The 18327-nt window shown below is 70.0% G+C and carries 20 protein-coding genes; 12 read left to right on the plus strand and 8 right to left on the minus strand.

Features of this window, described 5'->3' with window-relative positions; genetic code table 11:
- Window positions 1-196: 196 nt before the first annotated feature.
- Window positions 197-1276: an AI-2E family transporter gene (locus ABZX92_RS31470; protein WP_355567304.1), complete on the plus strand. Its 1080-nt coding sequence runs from the start codon at window positions 197-199 to the stop codon at window positions 1274-1276.
- A 63-nt stretch (window positions 1277-1339) separates the two neighbouring features.
- Here ABZX92_RS31470 and ABZX92_RS31475 read toward each other — a convergent pair whose 3' ends face one another.
- The 7 genes from ABZX92_RS31475 to ABZX92_RS31505 all read right to left on the minus strand — a co-directional run bounded on the left by ABZX92_RS31475 (window position 1340) and on the right by ABZX92_RS31505 (window position 9091).
- On the minus strand, window positions 1340-1744 hold the full coding sequence (locus ABZX92_RS31475) for an STAS domain-containing protein (protein ID WP_355567307.1): 405 nt from the start codon (window positions 1742-1744) through the stop codon (window positions 1340-1342).
- 671 nt (window positions 1745-2415) lie between these two features.
- Window positions 2416-4623: a carbamoyltransferase HypF gene (gene hypF, locus ABZX92_RS31480; protein WP_355567309.1), complete on the minus strand. Its 2208-nt coding sequence runs from the start codon at window positions 4621-4623 to the stop codon at window positions 2416-2418.
- Window positions 4620-5252 carry a DUF6084 family protein gene (locus tag ABZX92_RS31485; RefSeq protein WP_355567311.1) on the minus strand — a complete coding sequence of 211 codons (633 nt, stop codon included), beginning with the start codon at window positions 5250-5252 and terminating at the stop codon, window positions 4620-4622. Before ABZX92_RS31485 ends, hypF begins: the two co-directional genes overlap by 4 nt.
- The gene (locus tag ABZX92_RS31490) at window positions 5252-5899 is read right to left on the minus strand and encodes a DUF5947 family protein (RefSeq protein WP_355567314.1); all 648 of its coding nucleotides are present in this window, start codon (window positions 5897-5899) and stop codon (window positions 5252-5254) included. Before ABZX92_RS31490 ends, ABZX92_RS31485 begins: the two co-directional genes overlap by 1 nt.
- Entirely contained in the window at window positions 5896-6399 is a 504-nt protein-coding gene (locus ABZX92_RS31495; protein WP_355567317.1) for a NifU family protein, read from the minus strand. Before ABZX92_RS31495 ends, ABZX92_RS31490 begins: the two co-directional genes overlap by 4 nt.
- Complete coding sequence (locus ABZX92_RS31500; protein ID WP_355567320.1) at window positions 6396-8159, minus strand: nickel-dependent hydrogenase large subunit; 1764 nt, start codon at window positions 8157-8159, stop codon at window positions 6396-6398. The genes ABZX92_RS31495 and ABZX92_RS31500 overlap by 4 nt, the downstream gene beginning before the upstream one ends.
- Complete coding sequence (locus ABZX92_RS31505) at window positions 8156-9091, minus strand: hydrogenase expression protein HypE (RefSeq protein WP_355567352.1); 936 nt, start codon at window positions 9089-9091, stop codon at window positions 8156-8158. Before ABZX92_RS31505 ends, ABZX92_RS31500 begins: the two co-directional genes overlap by 4 nt.
- A 282-nt stretch (window positions 9092-9373) precedes the next feature.
- Here ABZX92_RS31505 and ABZX92_RS31510 point away from each other — a divergent pair, with 282 nt between their 5' ends.
- The 11 genes from ABZX92_RS31510 to hypB all read left to right on the plus strand — a co-directional run bounded on the left by ABZX92_RS31510 (window position 9374) and on the right by hypB (window position 16899).
- Entirely contained in the window at window positions 9374-9904 is a 531-nt protein-coding gene (locus ABZX92_RS31510) for a helix-turn-helix transcriptional regulator (protein WP_355567322.1), read from the plus strand.
- 230 nt (window positions 9905-10134) lie between these two features.
- Window positions 10135-10674, plus strand: a complete 540-nt coding sequence (locus tag ABZX92_RS31515) for an SIS domain-containing protein (protein WP_355567355.1) — start codon at window positions 10135-10137, stop codon at window positions 10672-10674.
- Window positions 10671-10889 carry a HypC/HybG/HupF family hydrogenase formation chaperone gene (locus ABZX92_RS31520; RefSeq protein ID WP_355567324.1) on the plus strand — a complete coding sequence of 73 codons (219 nt, stop codon included), beginning with the start codon at window positions 10671-10673 and terminating at the stop codon, window positions 10887-10889. Before ABZX92_RS31515 ends, ABZX92_RS31520 begins: the two co-directional genes overlap by 4 nt.
- The gene (locus ABZX92_RS31525) at window positions 10886-11512 is read left to right on the plus strand and encodes an SIS domain-containing protein (protein ID WP_355567326.1); all 627 of its coding nucleotides are present in this window, start codon (window positions 10886-10888) and stop codon (window positions 11510-11512) included. The genes ABZX92_RS31520 and ABZX92_RS31525 overlap by 4 nt, the downstream gene beginning before the upstream one ends.
- The gene (locus ABZX92_RS31530) at window positions 11509-12942 is read left to right on the plus strand and encodes a hypothetical protein (RefSeq protein WP_355567329.1); all 1434 of its coding nucleotides are present in this window, start codon (window positions 11509-11511) and stop codon (window positions 12940-12942) included. Before ABZX92_RS31525 ends, ABZX92_RS31530 begins: the two co-directional genes overlap by 4 nt.
- Window positions 12939-13409, plus strand: a complete 471-nt coding sequence (locus ABZX92_RS31535; RefSeq protein ID WP_355567332.1) for a hydrogenase maturation protease — start codon at window positions 12939-12941, stop codon at window positions 13407-13409. The genes ABZX92_RS31530 and ABZX92_RS31535 overlap by 4 nt, the downstream gene beginning before the upstream one ends.
- Window positions 13410-13414: 5 nt before the next feature.
- The gene (locus ABZX92_RS31540; protein WP_355567334.1) at window positions 13415-13687 is read left to right on the plus strand and encodes a HypC/HybG/HupF family hydrogenase formation chaperone; all 273 of its coding nucleotides are present in this window, start codon (window positions 13415-13417) and stop codon (window positions 13685-13687) included.
- Window positions 13688-13700: 13 nt separating this feature from the next.
- Entirely contained in the window at window positions 13701-14819 is a 1119-nt protein-coding gene (gene hypD, locus ABZX92_RS31545) for a hydrogenase formation protein HypD (protein ID WP_355567337.1), read from the plus strand.
- Window positions 14816-15895 carry a hydrogenase expression/formation protein HypE gene (gene hypE / locus ABZX92_RS31550; RefSeq protein ID WP_355567340.1) on the plus strand — a complete coding sequence of 360 codons (1080 nt, stop codon included), beginning with the start codon at window positions 14816-14818 and terminating at the stop codon, window positions 15893-15895. Before hypD ends, hypE begins: the two co-directional genes overlap by 4 nt.
- Window positions 15896-16261 carry a hydrogenase maturation nickel metallochaperone HypA gene (locus tag ABZX92_RS31555; protein ID WP_355567343.1) on the plus strand — a complete coding sequence of 122 codons (366 nt, stop codon included), beginning with the start codon at window positions 15896-15898 and terminating at the stop codon, window positions 16259-16261.
- The gene (hypB, locus tag ABZX92_RS31560; protein WP_355567346.1) at window positions 16231-16899 is read left to right on the plus strand and encodes a hydrogenase nickel incorporation protein HypB; all 669 of its coding nucleotides are present in this window, start codon (window positions 16231-16233) and stop codon (window positions 16897-16899) included. The genes ABZX92_RS31555 and hypB overlap by 31 nt, the downstream gene beginning before the upstream one ends.
- Window position 16900: 1 nt before the next feature.
- Here hypB and ABZX92_RS31565 read toward each other — a convergent pair whose 3' ends face one another.
- Window positions 16901-17875: an MEDS domain-containing protein gene (locus tag ABZX92_RS31565; protein ID WP_355567349.1), complete on the minus strand. Its 975-nt coding sequence runs from the start codon at window positions 17873-17875 to the stop codon at window positions 16901-16903.
- Window positions 17876-18327: the final 452 nt, after the last annotated feature.

Below are 18327 nucleotides of genomic sequence, written 5' to 3' on the forward strand. Positions count from 1 at the left end.
GGCGGCGCACGCGTCGAAACAGCAGACGCGCCAAGGAGGTCGGTTCTGTGCGTCACCTGTCCTCCGGCCATCCCGAGTGGGCGTGCTGTGAGTCTTTCCGAGGTCGGCACGTGGATCGCCCGCCGGACGAGTGCGGGCTCACACCGGGACGGGAGTGGCCGGAATGACGTCGGAGCACCGTGCCTACAAGGTCCCTGTGCGGACCATCCTCGCGACGATCGGGCTGACTCTGGCCACGGTGGTGGCGGTGGTGTTCGTCATGCACGTCCAACGAGTTCTCGTGTGGATGCTCATCGCGCTTGTTTTCACCGTCGCGCTCTACCCGGCGGTGGACTGGTTGCAGCACCACGTCAGGTGGTGCCGCCGCCCGCTGGCCACGTTGGTCGTATTTCTCCTGGTGCTGCTGGTGTTCGGTGGAGTCCTCACGCTCTTCGCCATCCCGCTGGCCGAGCAGGGCACGCAGCTCGCGACCCGGCTGCCGGACATGATCGCGGACGCGCGCGGCGGCAGAGGGCCCGTCGGCATCCTGTTGGAACGCACCAACGCGCTGGAGTTCGCCCGTGCCAACTCCGACCGCATCCGGGAGTTCGCCACCGGTCTCGGCACTCCGGCGCTGAACCTGTTGCGCAGCGCGGTCACCGGCATCGTCGCGACCATCTCCATCTTCGTGATCGCCTACCTCGCGGTGCTGGAAGGCCCCAAAGTCGTCGAGGGGACGCTCGCGCTGTTCCCGCCGCAGCGTGCGGAGCGCATCCGGCGCGTGGGCGGTGCGTGCGCGAAGACCGTCACCGGCTACATCTCCGGCAACCTGCTGATCAGCGTGATCTGCGGCGTGCTGACCTACATCGTGCTGAAGATCTTCGGCGTCCCGTTCGCCGGGCTGATCGCGGTCTTCGTCGCGATCGCGGACCTGATCCCGCTCATCGGCGCCACCCTCGGCGCGATCGTCGCCGCTGTCGCCGCACTCATCCACTCCGTGCCCGCGGCCATCACCGTGGTCATCTTCTTCGTCGTCTACCAGCAGCTGGAGAACCACCTGCTGCAACCGGTGATCTTCTCCAGGACGGTCAAGCTCAACCCCCTGACCGTCCTGGTCGCCCTGCTGCTGGCGACCGAGCTCGCCGGAATACTCGGCGCCCTGCTCGCCGTCCCGGTCGCCGGCGTCATCCAGGTCGTGCTGCGCGACGTCTGGCACCAGCGCGGCCGACGACCGGACGCGGCGGCAACCGTCCACCGCGGACACTCGCCACCGCCTGACGAGGAGTCGCGCTCGTGAGCCGCTGCCACCGTGGCGGTGGTCGCGTCACCACGCGGGGCGACTGCGGCGCCTCACGGCGGTTCACCGCGGACGCGTGGGAACCACGTCGAACTTGCGATCCAGTCCGGTGAGCCTCAGCGGCCGCAGGACCGCGCGGGTGCGTGCCACCACGACGAACTCGACCTCAGCGGTCACGGTCGCCTCCCACACGGCCATCAAGGTGGCGAGACCTGCGATACCGAGGAAGCTCACCGCGGTGAGATCGACGATGAGATCGGGACCCGCCTTGCGGACGTGTTCCTGGAGACGAACGTGCAGTACTGGACCACTGCGCAGGTCGACCTCGCCGAGTACGGCGATCACGACCGACCCTCGCCGGACGAGCTGTTCGGTGACGGTGAACCGCACGGCGACCGGGTGCGGGCTCGCGTTGGGGGAGACGCTCTGGGCGACCACGGGCGTCCAGGGCAGAGGGACGGTGCTCACGGGATTCTCCTCGGGGAACCGTGGCGACCGCGGGGTCCAGGCGGGCGGTGGACTGAGAGGCCGAAGGCTAGGGATCGGCGGAGTGAACGCGCAAGCCACGTCGCCGGCCATCACCCGATCGGGGCGTCAGCTCATCGAGGTGGTCGGTTCCAGCAACAGCCCGCCCACCGGACGCCGCGGCGTCGGGGGAGCGGACCGTCGTAGTGCGAGCACCCGACGAGGAGCAGGGTTGGACTCGTGGCCCTTGCCGGGCAGGCGGTCGTGGAACGGCCAGTCGTCCTGCGGGCGGACACCGCGGAGGCGGGTGGGACGCCGTCGCGCGCACCCTGGCGGTGACCGGTGAAGGAACGCAGCACGGTCTGGACGTCCGGATCATCCGGCTGGATCTGCTCGGCGCGCCGCACGAAGTGCTTCATCCTGTCGACCTCCTCGCGGGTGCCGGCGACGTGCCACCACGAGCGTTCCAGCTCGCGGCCCGCACCAGCGCAGGACGCCGCCGTCCGTCCACTCCAGACTCGAAGAACGGGCGGCGGTTGGTCCGGCGGGCGGGAACGGCACGCTGCTGGGCGAGGCGCTGGAGACGGCGGCGCCGGAGTTCGCCGAGAACCGGAAGGCGCGCGGGCCCGTCGACGTGCCGGAGGACCGCGACCGCTCGCAGGCGCGTCCTGCGCTCACGGCGGGGCCGCTGCTGTGAGGCAGGCGGCGACGGCGGCTTGGCCCAGGCTGACGCCGCCGTCGTTGGCGGGCACCAGGCGGTGAGTGAGCACGCGGAACCCGTTGCGGTGCAGACCGTCCGAGACCCTCCGCAGCATCAGTGCGTTCTGGAACACACCACCGGACAGCGCCACCGCGTTCAGCCCGGTGTTCTCCCGCAGCCGCGCACAGCAGACCACGACCGCGTCAGCGAAACCGTTGTGGAACCGCGCCGCGATCACCGCGAGGTCGACCCCGGCACGCCGGTCCGCGACGAGCGCCCGCAGCAGGTCCTCACCGCACAGCACGAGATCGTCCACGGCTGCCGGATAACCGTCTGATGTGGACGGATCGGCGCGCTGCTCCAGCTCGATCGCGGCCTGGCCCTCGTAGGTGATCTCGTCCCGCACGTCCAGCAACGCGGCGGCGGCGTCGAACAACCGTCCCGCGCTCGACGTCAACGGCGCGTTCACGGCGTTGCGCGCCATCGCCACCACCGGCGCCCACCGGGCCGCGTTCCGCTGTGCCACCGGGAGATCCACGTCCGGCAGGTAGGCGGCCGCCATCCGCCACGGTTGCCTGACCGCCGCGTCTCCGCCCGGCATGGGCACCGGCCGCAGGTGCCCCGCCCGCACGTACCCGGCCAGGTCGGCGACCAGGAACTCGCCGCCCCAGACGGTGCCGTCCGGACCGAGTCCGGTGCCGTCGAAGGCGACGCCGATGACGGGACCGGTCTCGCCGTTCTCCGCCAGGCAGGACGCGATGTGGGCGTGGTGGTGTTGCACGGCGACCAGTTCGACGCCGTCGAGCCCGGCCGCGTACCTGGTGGACAGGTAGTCGGGGTGCAGGTCGTGCGCCACGACCCGCGGGGTGATGCCGAACAGGCGCTGGAAGTGCGCGATGCCCGCGGTGAACGAGGTGAACGTCTCGTGGCCGGTGAGGTCGCCGATGTGCGGGGACAGGAACGCCTGGGAGTTCCTGGCGAGGCAGAACGTGTTCTTGAGCTCCGCGCCGCAGGCCAGCACCGGCTCGGCGCAGCGCAGCGGGAGCCCGATCGGCTCGGGCGCGTGACCTCTGGCTCGCCGCAGAACGGTGCCACCGCGCACGACCGAGTCGTCGGTGCGGACGTGGATGGGGCGGTCGTGGGTGAGCACGGCGTCGGCGACGTCCAGCAGTCGTGATGCGTCGCGGTAGGCGATGGGTTCATCGGAGAGGTTGCCGCTGGTGAGCACGATCGGTTCGCCCAGATCCCGCAACAGCAGGTGGTGCAACGGCGTGTAGGGCAGCATCAGCCCGAGTTCTCTGGTCGCCGGAGCGACCGCGGAGGCGACCCGTGCGTCCGGACTGCGCGGCAACAGGACGATCGGGCGGCGGTGACCGGTCAGCTCACGTTCGGAGATCTCGTCGACCTCGCACAGCGCGGCCGCCTGCCGGAGATCGGCGACCATCACCGCGAACGGCTTGTCCGCGCGGTGTTTCCGGCCGCGCAACACCGCGGCGGCCGTGGGGTGCGCCGCCGCCACGGCGAGGTGGAAGCCGCCCAGCCCCTTGATCGCGAGCACCTGTCCGTCGGCGAGGCGGGTGACGGCGTCGCCCAGGGGGTCCGCGCTGTCCCCGAGCGCGAGACGAGGCCCGCAGGCGGGGCAGCACGTCGGTTCGGCGTGGAAGCGCCGGTCGGACGGGTCGGTGTACTCGGCCCGGCAGTCCGCGCACATCGGGAAGCCCGCCATGGTCGTCCGGGCCCGGTCGTAGGGCACGTCGCGGACGATGGTGAACCGCGGTCCGCAGTGCGTGCAGTTGACGAACGGGTACCGGTGGCGGCGGTCGGAGGGATCGAACAACTCGCGCAGACAGTCCGCACACGTCGCGAAGTCCGCCGGTACGAGGGTGTCGCGGATGCCGTCGCCCCGGCTGGTGACGATCTCGAAGCCGCCGGCCGCGCGGGCGGTGCGCGCCGTGACCCGCACCCGTTCGATCCGTGCCGGCGGCGGGGCGTCGCGGGGCAGCGCGACCAGGAACTCCGCCACGTTCTCCCGCGAGCCCTCGATCTCGATGAACACGCCCGCGAGATCGTTGCCGACGCGGCCGGACAGCCGCAGCCCGGTGGCCAGCCGGTGCACGTACGGCCGGAAGCCGACCCCCTGCACCACGCCGGTGACGCGGAGGTCCCTGCGGACGCGGCTCACCCGTCGGTGGCCGCGAGCATGGCGGTCATGGCGTCGTCCCAGGTGGCGAAGGCGTGGTCGGACTTGAAGCGCTGCAGGGCGTCCATGGTGTCGCGCCGCACCCGCAGCCACGCGCTGCCGGGGAAGTGGTGGTCCACGGTCTCCCGCCACACGCTGACCGGCAACGAGAAGGAGGCCTCGTTGCTCCACGGCACCTGCCACACCCGGAGCTTGCCGTCCTGGTTGCCGAACACCGTGCCGCTGAACAACAACAGCAACGGGATGGAGCCGGTGTCGAGCGCGTTGAAGTACTTCGCCGACGCGACTTCGAGGTCGTAGGTGCACGGCAGGTCGAGGTCTACGACGGTGCTTCCGGTGAAGCCGGGCACCATGGTCGACACGGAGGCGAACGACACGGGTTTCAGGGTCTTGGTCCAGCGTCCCGTGTCTCCGAAGAGGTCGATCAGTCGGCGCGCCTCGCCCGCGGAGTACGTCCTGCGGTGCGGTTCGATGCGGATCTGGCACCGCAACGCGACCGCCTCGACCGGCGCGCCGGACCTCTCGATGATCCGCAGCCGCAGCGTGAGCCCCGGCACCGCCGCGTACCGGTTCGGCCAGGCGCCGTCGCACTCGAAGTGCAGCACGTCCATCAGCGCGCCCCTCCCGTCAGCACGCGCGCCTTGTCGCGGATCTCCGCGAACAGCTCGCCGAGGTGGTCGCGCACCTGGTCGCCACCGTCCATTCCGGACCAGTACAGCCGGACCGTGCCGACGAGCCGGTAGCACACGTCGATCGGTACCAGGAAGCAGTCGACCTCGTGCTCGCCGCGGCGGAACAGGATCGCCTCGACGTCCGGTTCGGCGGCCGCCACCAGCGGGTGCGCGGCGGCGAACTCGGTCCAGAAACCGGGGTTGAGCCGGCGCTCGGTGGCGCCGGCCGGGCTCGGGTGGAACGCGGTGATCACCGAGTCCGCACGCAGCACGAACGCCGAGCTCACCGGGATGTCCAGTCCGTCCCACTCCACCGCCGCGACCGGTCTCGAGGGATCCCACAGGTAGCGCTCCGGCACCGCCCGGTACCTGCTGCGCCGGGCCGCGCCCCTGGTGAACAACAGGAAGCAGGCGCGACAGGCGCACATGAGGCTGCGGCGCTTGGTGTCCACGACGTGGCCGTGCCGCGCCGCGACCGGGGTTCTGCACATCTCGCACTGCTCGAGCTGCCGCATCTGAGCGGAACGCTGCTCCAGCAGGCTTCCCGGCGGTCCGGCGAAGCGGTGCAGGCCTTCGCGCCCGCTCATGACGCGACTCCGAGCCGCGAGCCGGGCGGTGGTCCCATGCCGATCTGCAGCAACGTGGGCGGGGCAGAGGTGACGACCTCCACCCTGGTGACCTCCGGAGCCGCGCCGAGCACGGCCTCCTCGATGGTGTGCGTCGCGGCGGAACGGCAGCCCCCGGCGGTGAGCCGGATGCGGGCCACCCCGTCGGCGTCCGTCCCGAGGTACTCCACCGGACCGGGCAGTTCGAGCCCGTCGAGCGCCCGCCGGATCCGGGCCGCGGTGTCGAGCGGGTGCAGGTCGTGCAACAACAGCAGGTCCTCCACGAGAGCGTCGTCGGCGATCCGGGCGACCAGCGCGGGGTCGTGGTCGCGCAGGATCGCGAGCACGCGCGCCAGCCCTTCGCCGTACAGGGCCATCAACAGCCGGACGAGCTCCTCGGCGGTGTCCCTGGTCGTTCCGGACAGCAGGGTGCCGAGCAGCTCCTCGACGCGGTCGCTCGCCGCGCGCACGTCCTCGTTCACGACTCACCGCTGAAGGCGTGAGGAGTGTGGATCCTGGTCAGCGTCTTGCCGGGGCCGACCGCCATGTGGACACCACAGGGCATGCACGGGTCGAAACTGCGGACCGTGCGCATGATGTCGATGCCCTTGAAGTTCTCCCGTGAGTTCTCCTCGAAGATCGGGGTGTTCTGCACCGCGTCCTCGAACGGGCCCGGTGTGCCGAAGCTGTCCCGCACGCTGGCGTTCCACGGCGTCGGCGGGTACGGCTGGTAGTTCGCGATCAGGCCGTCCTTGATCACCATGTGATGCGACAGGCCACCGCGCACCGCCTCGGTGAACCCGACGCTGAACGCGTTGTCCGGCACGGTGAACTCCGACCACGTGTCGGTGCGCCCGCCGCGCACCTCGGCGAGTGCCCGTTCCGAGAAGTGCAGCGCCAGCGCCGCCGTGTACGCCTGGAAGTACGTGCGGGCCCGGTTGCGCTCGATCGCGTTGCTCCACTGCGGGATCCGCCACTCGAACGTGGTCTCGGGCTTGGTCATGGTGCGCGGCAACGTGATCCGCACGCTCTGGCCGGTCGACTTCACGTAGTCGGTCTGCACCAGGCCCGCCAGCGCCGTGGTCCACAGCCGGGCCAGCGGCCCGCCTCCGGTGTCGAGCGGCAGGTGGTCCGTGCCGTCGAACCACCGCGGCGACATCGTCCACGAGTACTTGTCCCCGAAGTCGCGCTTGCCCGGCTTCGGGATGGTGTGCTGGTTCCACGGGTGCCGCGGGTCGACCGGGTTGCCCAGCTCGTCGTGCGTGACGAACCGGTCCATGCCCGCCCAGTCCTCGTAGAACGACGAACCGAGCAGGATCCGCATGCCGAGGTTGATGTCGACGAGGTCGGTGGTGACGAGCTTCCCGTCCACGACGATGCCCGGCGTGATGAACATCTTGCGGCCCCACGCCGGCATGTTGCGGTAAGTGAAGTCGCAGTGCTCCGGGTCGTTGAGGCCGCCCCAGCACGCCAGCAGCACCCGTCGCCTGCCGACCTCCTCGTAACCGGGCATCGCCAGGTAGATGAAGTCGAAGAGGTCGTCGTGCATCGGCACGACCTTCTTCATGAACTCCACGTAGCGCATGAGCCGGGTCAGGTAGTCGGTGAACAACTGCATCGTCGCCACCGTGCCGACGCCGCCGGGGTACAAAGTGGACGGATGGACGTGCCTGCCCTCCATGAGGCAGAACATCTCCCTCGCCTGCCGGGAGACCTGCAGCGCCTCGCGGTAGAACTCGCCCTCCAGCGGGTTGAGCGACCGCATGATGTCGCCGATCGTGCGGTAGCCGTGCTCACCGGCGTGCGGAGCCTCGGTGCGGTTGGCGAGGTCGAGCACGCCGGGGTTCGTCTCGCGGACCATCTTCTCGCAGTAGTCCACACCGACCAGGTTCTCCTGGAAGATGTTGTGGTCGAACATGAACTCGGCGGCCTCGCCCAGGTTGATGATCCACTCGGCGAGGTGGGGCGGACGGACGCCGTAGGCCATGTTCTGCGCGTAGACCGAGCAGGTGGCGTGGTTGTCGCCGCAGATCCCGCAGATGCGGCTCGTGATGAAGTGCGCGTCCCGCGGGTCCTTGCCCTTCATGAAGACGCTGTAGCCGCGGAAGATCGACGACGTGCTGTAGCACTCCACCACGCGCTGCTGCGCCCAGTCGATCTTCGTGTGGATGCCGAGGCTGCCCACGATCCGGGTGATCGGATCCCAGGTCATCTCGACGAGGCCGGTGTCCTTCGAGCTCATCGCGCCACCCGGATCTCCCGCAGCACGCGGATCGCGGTGCCGGACACGGCACGGGCCGGTGCGGGCGCGTTGCCGCCGGGCGGGTGTTCCATGAACGGCATGAACTTGTCCGGGAAGCCGGGCATGGTGCAGGCGATGCAGATGCCGCCCACGTTGGGGCAGCCGCCGATGCCGTTGATCCAGCCGCGCTTGGGCACGTTGCACTTCACCACCTGGCCCCAGCAGCCGAGCTTCACCAGGCACTTGGGTGATCCGTGCCGGTCGGCGAACTCGTCCTGCTCGTAGTACCCGGCGCGGTCGCACCCCTCGTGCACGGTCGTCTCGAACAGCCAGCGAGGTCGCAGCGCCTCGTCGAGGTCGATCGCGGGCGCGCGGCCGGCGACCTGGTAGAGCAGGTGCAGGATCGTCTCCGAGAGGTTGTCTGGCTGGACGGGACAGCCGGGCACCACCACGATCGGCACGCCGTCCTTGGACTTCCAGTCCCAGCCGAGGTGGTCCGGCACGCCCATCGCGCCGGTCGGGTTGCCCGCCATGGCGTGGATGCCGCCGTACCCGGCGCAGGTGCCGACGGCGAGCACCGCGGTGGCCTTGGGCGCCAACCGGTCCAGCCACTCGCTGGTGGTGACGGGCTGGCCGGTGGCGGGGTCGGTGCCGAAACCGCACCAGTAGCCCTCCGCCTTGTTCGTCTCGTCCGGCACCGACCCCTCGACGACGAGGATGAACGGGTCGAGCTCGCCGCGATCCGCCCGGTGCCACCACTCGATGAAGCTGTCCGCGCCACCGTCGGGTCCGCACTCGAAGTCCAGCAACGGCCAGTGCATGGCGATGCGCGGAAGCCCCGGCAACCCGCCGAGGACGATCTCCTCGATGCTGGGCTGGGTGGCCGCGGTCAACGCCACCGAGTCGCCGTCGCAGCCGAGGCCGCCGTTCATCCACAGCACGTGCACGACAGGATCGCGTTCGACCTGGGCCTGTGGTCTGTCGCCGGGCTCCTGCTCGGCCCTGGTCATCGTCCGCACCTCCGGTGGGAAACAGCTCCTGGAGAGGCAAGAAAAGGCGATTTGATTCCCGCGACACACCCCAGGGCGAGGGGCAACGCTAGACCTTTCCCGGTGCCGGAGCAAGACTGAAGTGTCAATGGCCGGACATTGCTGACTCGTCGGAGAATTCGCCGAACGAGGTAGGCTTGCCCGTCGCGGAAGGGACGGGATGGCGTGGCCGAGTCGATCGAGATTGTGCCGGTCGTGGTGCTCACGCGCGTGTTCAACGCGAGGCCGTCCTCCGTGCCGGAAATCCACGACTTCCTGCGCAGATGCCTGGCGGACGCCCCGTTGTCCGACGGGGACAATCGTGACCTGGGCAGGACCGTCCTGAAGGTGCTGCTCGACGCCGCGGGACCGTCCGGGCAGATCCAGGTTTCGTGCCGGACCTATCCCGATCGGGTCGAGTTCGACGTCCTGCCGTCGGAGACCGCGCACCTTCACCCGGATGGCCGCCCGCCGGCTGGGTCGACTACGAGCAGGTCAGAAGTGTCCTCGGAGACCGATCCGGTGGCCGCGGTGGCGAGCTTCGCCGAGTGGATCACCGAGGTGCTCCGCCGTGAGGGGATGACCAGAGAGGCCGCCGCGCGGCAGCTGGGTGTGTCGGTCAAGACGGTGAGCCGCTGGGCAGGCGGGGAGACCGAGCCTCGCCTGCGCGAGCTGCGCCGGATCCAGGACAGGTTCGGCGACATGCCGTTTCGTTGATCGCCGAAAACCGCAGCCGATTTTGTCTGAAAGTTCTTCGGAAACGGCGTGCAGGTTTCACGGTCGCGCGGAATAGCGGTGGTCTTGCGTGCCCGTACGGTCGTGAAGTACACATCTTCTTTGCGGTCTGGGAAATCCGCTCCGACCCCGAAGAAGGGCTCGTGTCAAAACCTTCGACTACAGATCGTGCTGGCCGATTCAACGAATTGTCACTGCGCCGGACCGGTCCATTGTTCGACCTCGCCGAGCAGGCCGGGGAAATCACGCGGACCTGCCGCCGGATGGCCGAGCGGTTCCAGCGCGGCGGCAAGCTGGTGGTCTTCGGCAACGGCGGCCCCAGCACCGACGCCCAGCACGTCGCGGTGGAGTTCGTCCATCCGGTGATCATGGGCAAGCCCGCTCTGCCCGCGATCTCGCTGACCTCCGACGTCGCCACGTTCACCGGGGTGGCGGCCCGTGCCGGGTTCGCCGAGACGTTCGCGCACCAGATCCGCTTCCTCGCCGAACCGGCCGACATCGCGCTGGGCCTGTCCGCCGACGGCGACTGCCGGAACGTCCTGCGCGGGCTGGAGGTCGCGCGGAGCATCGGGCTGCTCACCGTCGCACTGGCGGGCGGGGACGGTGGCACGATCGCCGCGACCGGTGCCGCCGACCACGTGCTGGTGGCCAGGTCGGCGGATCCGCTGGTGGTCAAGGAAGTCCACGTCACGGCGTATCACCTGCTGTGGGAGCTGACGCACGTGTTCCTCGAGCGGACCGGTGTGGCGTGACCACTCCAGGTTGTTCCGACGACGTCTGCCTCACCTGCTCGGACAGTGCTCCACCGGCGACCGTGCTGCGCCTGCTCGACGACGCTATGGCGATCGTGCGGTTCGAGGACGGCGAACGCGAGGTGAGCGTCGCACTCGTGACCGCCGAGGTCGGCGACACCGTGCTCGTGCACGCGGGGGAGGCCATCTCCGTGCTGCCCGGTGGTGCGGCATGACCGAGTCGCTGTACCCGTTCCTGCACGCCGCGTCGTCCGATGTGGACGAACTGCTGGCGGAGGTGCGCGCCTCGACGGTGGCCAAGGTGCACGAGACCGTCCGGTTGCGGGAGGAGATGTTCGAGCGCGAGCGCGACCGTCTCGACGAGTGCGCCCGGGAGATGGCAGGACGGTTCGCGGCGGGAGGGCGGCTGCTCGCGTTCGGCAACGGTGGCAGTTCCACCGACGCGCAGGACCTGGCGAGCCTGTTCCTCAACCCGCCGGGCGCGGCGCGGCCGCTGCCGGCGTTCGGGCTGACCAACGACATCGCGGTGATCACCGCACTGAGCAACGACGTCGGGTTCGACGTGGTGTTCTCCCGGCAGGTCGCGGCCTTCGGGCGCGCGGGCGACATCGCGGTGGGGCTGTCCACCAGCGGCAACTCGGCGAACCTGCTCCCGGCGTTCGACGAGGCGCACCGGCGGGGCCTGCTCACCGTCGGTGTCGCCGGAGGTGACGGCGGGCAGATGGCCGAGTCGCGCGTGGTGGACCACCTCTTCGTCGTGCCGTCCTCCTCCGTGCACCGGATCCAGGAGGCGCAGACGACTCTCTACCACCTGCTGTGGGAGCTGGTGACGTCATGACGGACGCGATGACGCTGGCGAAGGCGATCGCCGACGCCGTTCTGTACGAGGGGTACCTGCTCTACCCGTACCGCGCGTCCGCGGCCAAGAACCAGCTGCGCTGGCAGTGGGGTGTGCTCATGCCGCCGTCGTTCACCCGAGGCGGCGAGCACCCGGACTCGCGAGCGGAACTGCTGATGGTGCCGTCGGCGGGAGCGACCCTGCACGTGCGCCTGCGGTTCCTGCACCTGCAGTCGCGGGTGGTGGAGGTACCGGACGGCGCCGGTCATCGCGCGGTGCCGTCCGCGACGGTCGCCGGACACGAGCACACCACCTGGGACGAGGCGGTGGAGCGCGAGATCGACCTGGAGGTCGGTGTGGCCGACCTCGTCGGACGAGGCGCCCGCCGGCCGTTCGAAGTGGACGGTGGCAGCGAGGTCGAAATGATCGCCGGAGGCGGCGGCGCGCGGCTGGTCCGCACGCGCTGGACCCTGTGGGGTGAGCTGCGGATGCGTGCCGACCCCGTGCCCGGGCGGCCGGAGGCGTTGCGGTTGCGGGTGTGGGTGCGCAACACGTCGCCCTGGACCGCCGCCTCCAGCCGCCAGGACGCGCTCAAGCGGGCGTTGATCTCGGCGCACACGCTGCTCGCGGTGTCCGGCGGCAGCTTCCTGTCGCTGGTGAACCCACCGGAGTGGGCGGCGGAGGCGGTGCGGGGCTGCCGCAACGAGCGGACGTGGCCGGTGCTGGTGGGGGACCAGGGCCGGGACGACGCGGTGCTGTGCGCCCCGATCATCCTGTACGACCACCCGAAGGTCGCGGAGCAGAGCCACGGCGAGATGTTCGACGCCACGGAGATCGACGAGCTGCTGACGTTGCGGACGATGACGCTCACGCCCGAGGAGAAGCGGCAGGTGCGGGCGACCGACGCGAGGGCGGCGGCGCTGCTCGACCGGGTTGACGGACTGCCGGCGGAGTCGGTGGAGCGGTTGCACGGGGCGATGCGGCGCGACGATCCGGTGGAGGGCATGCGCGGCAAGGAGCCGGTGGACCGAACGCACGGCGCGCGCCGCAGGGACTCTGCGCAGTCGTCGCTCGGCGTTGTTCGCGGCGAGGATCCGGCGGAGAGGTTGCACGACGCTGCTCGCGGCGAGGATCCGGCGCAGTCGTCGCCAGACACCGCTCGCGGCGAGGCCCCGCCCGACGAAGCGCCCGTCCTCGTCGACGGAGTGTTGGTGGGCAAGGGTTCCAGGGTGCGGCTGCGGCCCGTCCGAAAGGCCGACGCGCACGACATGTTCCTGGCCGGGCGCACCGCCGTGGTGCACCGGGTGATGTCCGATGTGGACGGTGGCATTCATCTCGCGGTGACGCTGGAGGACGACCTCGGCGCGGACCTGCTCGCGGCGTCCGGGCTGTACCGCTACTTCGGCCCGGAGGAGGTCGATCCGCTGTGACCACGAGCGTGCTGGTCGCCGGGATCGGCAACGTGTTCCTGGGCGACGACGGGTTCGGCGTCGAGGTCGTGCGAGAGCTGGAGAAGACCGAGCTGCCGGACTGGGTCAGGGTGGCGGACTACGGCGTGCGCGGCATGCACCTCGCCTACGACCTGGCCGCCGCGGACCCCGAGCTGACCGTCCTGGTCGACGCGACCGAACGAGGCGACGAGGCGGGCACCGTCTACGTGATCGAGCTCGACACAAAAGCACGGTCACCGCACCCGTGTCTCGATGCGCACGGCATGCAGCCCGACGTCGTGCTCGACCTGTTGGAACTGCTCGGCGGCGTGCCGGGCCGGGTGGTGCTGGTCGGCTGCGAGCCCGCGGTCATCGACCACCGGATGGGCCTGAGCCCCGTGGTCGAACGTGCCGTCGGCACCGCGGTGGCGGCCGTGACCGACATCGTCGCGAACCACGGAAGGTGAGGGACATGTGCCTCGGGATTCCGGGAGAGGTCGTGGAGATCCTCTCCGACCGCCAGGACCTCGCGAAGGTCGACGTGAATGGTGTGCGGCGGGTCATCAACGTCGGGCTGCTCGACGGTGAGGACCTCGAGCCCGGCGACTGGGTGCTGATCCACGTCGGCTTCGCGCTCTCCAAGATCGACGAGGAGGAAGCCCGCGCGGCACTGGAGTTTCTCGAAACTCTCGGCAAGGCCTACCAGGACGAGATGGACGCACTGCGGGACTCCCGCATCGACTAGAAGGTTGCGCGACATGCGTTTCGTCGACGAGTACCGGGACGCCGGTCAGGCCAGGGCTCTCGCGGCCGAGATCGCCGCGCTGTGCGAGCCGGGCCGCGAGTACAAGTTCATGGAGGTGTGCGGTGGCCACACGCACACGATCTACAAGCACGGCATCGAGGACTACCTGCCGGAGAACATCACGCTGGTGCACGGGCCCGGCTGCCCGGTCTGCGTGATCCCGATGGGGCGGGTCGACGACGCGATCCACATCGCCCGCCAGTCCGGCGTGCTGATGACCTCCTTCGGCGACATGATGCGGGTGCCCGGCAGCGGCGGGAACTTCTTCGACGCCAACGCCGAGGGCACGAACATCCGGATGGTGTACTCGCCGCTGGACGCGTTGAAGATCGCCAGGGAACTACCGGACGTGCAGGTCGTGTTCATGGCGATCGGCTTCGAGACCACCGCCCCGTCCACCGCGATGACCGTGCTGCGCGCCGCGAAGGAGGGCATCGACAACTTCGCGGTGTTCTGCAACCACGTCACGATCCTGCCCGCCATCAAGGCCATCCTCGACTCACCGGACCTGCGGCTGGACGGGTTCCTCGGACCGGGCCACGTCTCCACGGTGATCGGGTGCGCGCCGTACGACTTCATCGCCCGCCACTACCGGAAACCGATCGTCGTGGCGGGGTTCGAGCCGCTGGACGTGCTGCAGTCGATCTACATGCTGATGCGGCAGCTCGACGAAGGGCGCGTGGAGGTCGAGAACCAGTACACGAGAGTTGTTCCGTGGCAGGGCAATCCGACGGCGTTGCGGGCGATCGGCGAGGTGATGGAGCTGCGCCCGTACTTCGAGTGGCGCGGCCTCGGCTTCATCTCCTACTCGGCGCTGCGGCTGCGGGCCGCGTACGCGGACTTCGACGCCGAGCTGCGGTTCGAGCTGCCGGGCGTGCGGGTGGCGGACCCGAAGTCGTGCCAGTGCGGCGAGGTGCTCAAGGGCGTCCTGAAACCGTGGGAGTGCAAGGTGTTCGGCACCGCGTGCACGCCGGAGACCCCGATCGGCACGTGCATGGTGTCCCCGGAGGGTGCCTGCGCCGCCTACTACAACTTCGGCCGGTTCACCCGCGACCGGGCAGGTGCGCGATGACCACGTCCGACCGCGAGCGGCGGGTGCTGGATCGCATCGAACAGACGCGCAGGCGCCGCCCGAAGGTGCGGGAGGAGCGGATCACGCTCGCCCACGGCGCCGGCGGGAAGGCCACGCAGACGCTGGTCGAGGCGGTGTTCCTGGAGGCGTTCCGCAACCCGGCGCTCGAACCGCTCGACGACGCGGCGGCGCTGGAGATCGGTCTTTCCCGGGTCGCCGTCACGACCGACTCGTTCGTGGTGACACCGTTGTTCTTCCCCGGCGGCGACATCGGTCACCTGGCGGTCAACGGCACGGTGAACGACCTCGCCGTGTCCGGTGCCCGGCCGCTGTACCTGACGGCGGGTTTCATCCTGGAGGAGGGCTTTCCGGTCGCCGACCTGATCAGGGTCGTCACGTCGATGCGGGAGGCCGCCGACGCGGCGGGCGTCCACGTGGTCACCGGTGACACGAAGGTCGTGCAGCGCGGCAAGGGCGACGGCTGCTACGTCAACACCGCCGGCATCGGGGTCGTCGAGCACGCGTGGCAGCTCGGCGCGCACCACGTGCGGCCGGGCGACGCGGTGATCGTGTCAGGGCCGATCGGCGACCACGGCACCACGATCATGCTGGCCCGCGGCGACCTGGGCATCGAGTCGGACCTGGAGTCGGACACCGCGCCGCTGCACGAGCTGGTGGCCGCGCTGCTGGACGTGGCGCCCGGAGTCCGGATGATGCGCGACGCCACCCGCGGCGGCGTCGCGACGGTGCTGAACGAGGTGGCGCGGGCCGCCGAGGTGTCCGTCGTGCTGGAGGAGGACGCCATCCCGGTGCGCCCCGAGGTGCGGGGCGCGGCCGAGCTGCTCGGCATCGATCCTCTTTATGTGGCCTGCGAAGGACGTTTCGTGGCCGTGGTGGACGAGGCCAGTGCCCGGCAGGCGGTCGAGGCGCTGCGGGCTCACCCGCTGGGCGCGCAGGCCGCGGTGATCGGACGGGTCGGCGAGACGCCGGCCGGCCTGGTGCTGCTGAAGACCTCGTTCGGTGGCACCAGGATCTGCGACGTGCTGGTTGGCGACCCGCTGCCGAGGATCTGCTGAATGCACGAGGTGGCCGTCACGCAGGCGATCATCGCCGCGATCACCGAGAAGACGGGTGAGGCCCGGATCCGCCTGGTGCGGCTGGAGATCGGCGTGCTGTCCGGGGTGCTGGCGGACGCGGTGCGGTTCTGCTTCGACCTGGTCGCGGAGGGCACGACCGTCGAGGGCGCGACGCTCGTCGTGGACGAGCCGCCGGGGAGTGCCCGCTGCCGGGACTGCGGCGGGGAGTTCGGCGCCGACCACCTGATCCTGTTGTGCCCGGCGTGCGGCAGTGCGCACGCGGATGTGTTGTCCGGCGGGGAACTGCGAATCAAGTCGGTGGAGGTGAGTCCGGAATGTGCGGGACCTGCGGGTGCTCGAGCGTGACCGTGGAGCTGGAACAGCGAGTGCTGGCCCGCAACGACGACCTCGCGCGGCGCAACCGCGAGTGGCTCGCCGAACGCCAGGTGCTCGCGGTGAACCTGATGAGCTCGCCGGGCGCGGGCAAGACGACGTTGCTCGAACGCACGATCCGCGGGCTCGGCGGCGAGCCGGTGGTCTCCGTGGTCGAAGGTGACCAGGAGACCGCGATCGACGCCGAGCGGATCCGCGCGACGGGCTGCCGCGCGGTGCAGGTCAACACCGGCGCGGGCTGCCACCTGGACGCCTCGATGCTCGCGCGCGCGTTGCGGGAGCTGGACCCGCCTCGCCGGTCGGTGGTGTTCGTGGAGAACGTCGGCAACCTCGTGTGCCCGGCGCTGTTCGACCTGGGCGAGTCCTACCGCGTGGTGATCATGTCGGTCACCGAGGGCGCGGACAAACCGCTGAAGTACCCGCACATGTTCGGCACGGCGGACCTCGTCGTGCTCAACAAGGTCGACCTGGCGCCGCACCTGGACTTCGCGGTGGACACCTTCGCCGGGCACCTGCGTCAGGTGAACCAGCGAGCCGAGGTCCTGCCGCTGTCCGCGTCCACCGGCGCGGGTGTCGGTGCCTGGTGCGGGCAGCTGCGCGACTGGGCATAGCTCAGCGGCCGAAGGACAGCCGGGACCTCTCCGCCCGGCGCAGGTCGTCGGCGGCCTGTCGTCCCGGCATGGCCAGCTCGATCGTGCAGCCGGACGCGTCGGAGGTGATGTCGAGCCACTCGCAGATCTGGTTGGTCAGCCAGAGCCCGTCACCGGGCTGTTCGGCGAAACCGGGTGGCCGGTAGCCGACGAACGGGTGGACGTGGTCGAGCGGTGTGTCGCTGTGCAGCGTGCACACCACCCGGCCGGCGGCCGGCCGGACCCACACCGCCGCCCGGTCCACCCCCTGCCTGGCCAGGTAGGAGACGGCCTCGCCGATCGCGATGCCGAACATGCCCACGGCGTCGTCGTCGGACTTCAGCAGCGCGGTGGCCTTCTTCAGCACGTACCGCCGCACGGCCGCCAGCTCGCCCTCGAAGCGGAAGAGATCTGCGGCGACGCCCGCCTGCGGGACTCGTGATCTGGCGAACTCCTCCGGTGCGACGAACTGCGACGAGGGCTCGGCCCGGTGTCCCACCACGCATTCCGGATGGGTGCGCCGGGCGTTCTCGATGATGTCGGGCCGGACGGCCCTGCTGTCGTACGGGCAGATCATCCAGATCCGGGTGTCGGCCAGCACGACGTTGAGCGCCGACTCCATCCGCTGCCAGTCCGTGATCTCGCGGCTCGACCTGCCCGTCCACTCGGGCTCGGCGAGAACGCGCACGGTCCCGGCGGGCTGACGGCTGGTCCAGTAGCGGTGGATGGCAGTCGCGCGTTGCGGAGGCCTGCGGCCGAGATGGTCGTGATCGGTGTACTCGACGCCGTCGGCGTCGGGCCCGATCACGTCGTGCAGCAGTTCCAGGTTCGGTCGCGTGGTGGCCACCAGCACCGGTTCACCCCGGCGGAGCCCGTCCTGCACGAACGGGACGGCCATCGCGAGGAACTCGGCGTCGCTGCCGTAGATGCAGCCCTGGTGCAGGAAACTCTCCTTCATCGCACCTCCCGGGCGGCGGACCCGTGAGTTCTGCTGAATTCGTCGGCTGTGCTGTGCACAGGGCACCTCAGGAGAATCACGCTCCTACCTCGCTCGCAAAACCACTTTCGAGGGGCTTTGGTGTACGTCGTCGCAGTTCAGGCGCAGATCCGCCGGGCAGTGCGGACGCGCCGAGCCGAATGGTAACGGGGCGACAACGGTGCGGGTAACTCCCATTTGTGACCGTCTTGAAAAGCCAGCTCAGCGGTGTTTCGGACACTAATGTCCACCACTGGACAGCAGTGTCGCCAATTCGCGCCGGAGAAAATTCACGGAATTGGCGTGCGCCTTGTCCTCATCCGGCGAGGTGGCTGTACGGCGACGGGCCGAACGAGCGGTGGCACAGCAGGTACGGCAAGATCCCGCAGCCCGCGTTGCCGATGATCGCGAACCAGGCCGCAGCGATCCTCGCG

Origin of the sequence: Lentzea sp. NPDC006480, from assembly GCF_040611995.1 — a bacterium.
Lineage (GTDB): Bacteria > Actinomycetota > Actinomycetes > Mycobacteriales > Pseudonocardiaceae > Lentzea.

Bases quoted from the DNA above. Each gene is read 5' to 3' on its own strand.
- hypE (WP_355567340.1), top strand. From the start codon at position 14,816: ATGACCACGTCCGACCGCGAGCGGCGGGTGCTGGATCGCATCGAACAG.
- ABZX92_RS31555 (WP_355567343.1), top strand. From the start codon at position 15,896: ATGCACGAGGTGGCCGTCACGCAGGCGATCATCGCCGCGATCACCGAG.
- ABZX92_RS31485 (WP_355567311.1), bottom strand. From the start codon at position 5,252: ATGGACGTGCTGCACTTCGAGTGCGACGGCGCCTGGCCGAACCGGTAC.
- ABZX92_RS31525 (WP_355567326.1), top strand. From the start codon at position 10,886: ATGACCGAGTCGCTGTACCCGTTCCTGCACGCCGCGTCGTCCGATGTG.
- hypD (WP_355567337.1), top strand. From the start codon at position 13,701: ATGCGTTTCGTCGACGAGTACCGGGACGCCGGTCAGGCCAGGGCTCTC.
- ABZX92_RS31565 (WP_355567349.1), bottom strand. From the start codon at position 17,875: ATGAAGGAGAGTTTCCTGCACCAGGGCTGCATCTACGGCAGCGACGCC.
- ABZX92_RS31490 (WP_355567314.1), bottom strand. From the start codon at position 5,899: ATGAGCGGGCGCGAAGGCCTGCACCGCTTCGCCGGACCGCCGGGAAGC.
- ABZX92_RS31530 (WP_355567329.1), top strand. From the start codon at position 11,509: ATGACGGACGCGATGACGCTGGCGAAGGCGATCGCCGACGCCGTTCTG.
- ABZX92_RS31500 (WP_355567320.1), bottom strand. From the start codon at position 8,159: ATGAGCTCGAAGGACACCGGCCTCGTCGAGATGACCTGGGATCCGATC.
- ABZX92_RS31505 (WP_355567352.1), bottom strand. From the start codon at position 9,091: ATGAACGGCGGCCTCGGCTGCGACGGCGACTCGGTGGCGTTGACCGCG.
- hypB (WP_355567346.1), top strand. From the start codon at position 16,231: ATGTGCGGGACCTGCGGGTGCTCGAGCGTGACCGTGGAGCTGGAACAG.
- ABZX92_RS31540 (WP_355567334.1), top strand. From the start codon at position 13,415: ATGTGCCTCGGGATTCCGGGAGAGGTCGTGGAGATCCTCTCCGACCGC.